This is a genomic window from Tahibacter caeni (assembly GCF_024609805.1).
GTDB classification, from domain to species: Bacteria; Pseudomonadota; Gammaproteobacteria; order Xanthomonadales; family Rhodanobacteraceae; genus Tahibacter; species Tahibacter caeni.
Genome location: NZ_JANFVR010000545.1, coordinates 1 through 1958, shown reverse-complemented (window position 1 = coordinate 1958; position 1958 = coordinate 1). Strand labels below are relative to the sequence as shown.

Genomic DNA, 1958 nt, shown 5'->3' with positions numbered 1-1958 from the left:
TGCGTCGCCGCGCTCGCGGCCGTGGCGGTCTGGCGCCTGCTGCCGGCCGCGCCGTTCGTCGTCGACGGCGCGTTCTTCCGCGACGAAGCCGGCCATCGCGAGCGCCTGGCCGACGGCACGCCGATCGCGGTCGGCGACCGCCTGCGCCTGGAGATCGCTGCGGCCCAGCCGACCTGGGTCTACGTGTTCAACGATGACGGCTCGGCCGAGCCCACGGTGCTGTTCCCGCTGCCCGGCCTCGCGCCGGCCAATCCGCTGCAGCCCGGCACGCGCTGGCAGCTGCCGGGCCACGACGGCGTGGCCGCGCTGAGCTGGCAGGTCGATCGCGAGGCGCTGACCGACACCTTCGTCGTGATCGCCGCCGACGAGCCGCTGTTGCGCGTCGAGGACACGATCGCGCAGTGGCGCCGCGCCGTCGCGCCCGAGACGGCGCTGGTCGCGCGCGGCGTCGGACGGCTCGCCGCGGTGCAGGCGCCGGACGCGGTGCCGGGGCAGGGGCTTTCCGACCTGCTGCGCCGGATCGGCTGCGACGAGGCGCGCCCGGCACTGCGCTGTGAACGCTTCGTGTTTCCCCATACGCGCCGATAGGCGAAGATCCGCGCATTCACCGCCGTACCGCTGCGGCCGTCGCTGCGGAGGCGCGTGCCCGCCCGCAAGGATCTCCGCATGCCGCGCCGCCGTTTCCGCTGGATCGTCCTGCTGCTCGCCCTGGCCGTCGCGCCGCTGCTGCAGGCCGGCGTGCTCGCCGACATCGAGGCGCTGATCCCGGCCGAGAACTGGGCTGAAGCCAAGGCCCGCGGCGCGGTGGCGCTGGCCGATCCGCGCGAGCACGACGCCGCGGTCGCGCTGCTGTTCAATCTCGCGCTCGAAAGCCCGCCCGATTTCAGCGAAGCCGAATGGACGCCGTGGGCCGAGGAGCTGCAGCGCCGGCGCAGCGCCGGGAGTCCACGTGCGCGTTCGCTCGCGACCCTGTCGATGTGGCGCGCGCAGCGCGCGTTCCAGGCGCGCGACCGAGACGCGGCCGTCGCCGCCGTCGACGAGGCGCTGGATCTGCTGCGCAACGGCGAGGGCCGCATCAGCCCGGCCGAGCAGGCCTACGTACTCGCGCTCGGCGGGCAGATCCGCGGCCTGTTCGGCGACTACGCCCAGGGCACGGCGCTGGCCGCCGAAGCCGAGAACCTGCTGCGCACGCCGCACGGCATGCTCGAACGCGTGCGGCGCCTGCGCGCGATCTATTTCCACGCGCTGTTCGAGGACCGCCTCGGCCACTACGACGTCGCCGTCGCGCTCGCGCGCCAGGGCATGAGCGAGGCCGAAGGCCTCGGCGTGCCGGACAACGGTTTCCGGCGCCGCCTCGTCGGCGTGCTCAGCGAAAGCCTGATCTCGCGCGGCGAGTTCACCGCCGTGCGCGATCTCATGCGGCCCGAGCTCGAACGCCTGCGCACGCAGGCGCAGCCTTCTCTGCGCGAACTCGCGATGACCCTGGGCCATCTGGCCGAAGCCGAACGCCAGCTCGGCGACCGCGAGCTCGCGCTGAACTATTCGCGCGAAGCGGCGCAGACCGCGGCCAAGGATCCGGCGCTCGTCGCCTCGGGCAGCTACGCGGCGCTGCTCGGCAACTTCGGCTCGCTGGCCTACGAGCTCGGGCATTACGACGAGGCCGACGCGGCGCTGGGCCAGAACCTGAGCCTGCTCGAGAACCAGTTCGGCAGCGACAGCCTGCGTGTCGTGCCGCCGCTGATCAACTTCGGCGAGGTCGCGTTCGAGCGCAACCTGCTCGACGAGGCCGAGCAGCGCTTCCGCCGCGCACTCGCGATCGTGGCACTCCGGCTCGCGCCGAACCACGTCGAAGGCGCGCCGGCGCTGCGCGGGCTGGCCCGCGTGCTGCTGCGCCGCGGCGATGCGGCCGGCGCGGCCGCGCTGCTGCAGGGCGCGATCGGCCAGCAGGAAGCCGCGAC

2 protein-coding genes are annotated in these 1958 nt (G+C 74.0%); both read left to right on the top strand.

All coding sequences use genetic code 11. The annotated features are described in order from the left end of the window. A partial coding sequence (locus NON22_RS23615) for a DUF4384 domain-containing protein (RefSeq protein ID WP_257389433.1) occupies positions 1 to 588 on the top strand: 588 nt, incomplete at its 5' end. Between the two features lie 78 nt (positions 589 to 666). Continuing rightward, positions 667 to 1958: tetratricopeptide repeat protein (locus NON22_RS23610; RefSeq protein WP_257389432.1), on the top strand; the 1292-nt coding region annotated here is incomplete at its 3' end.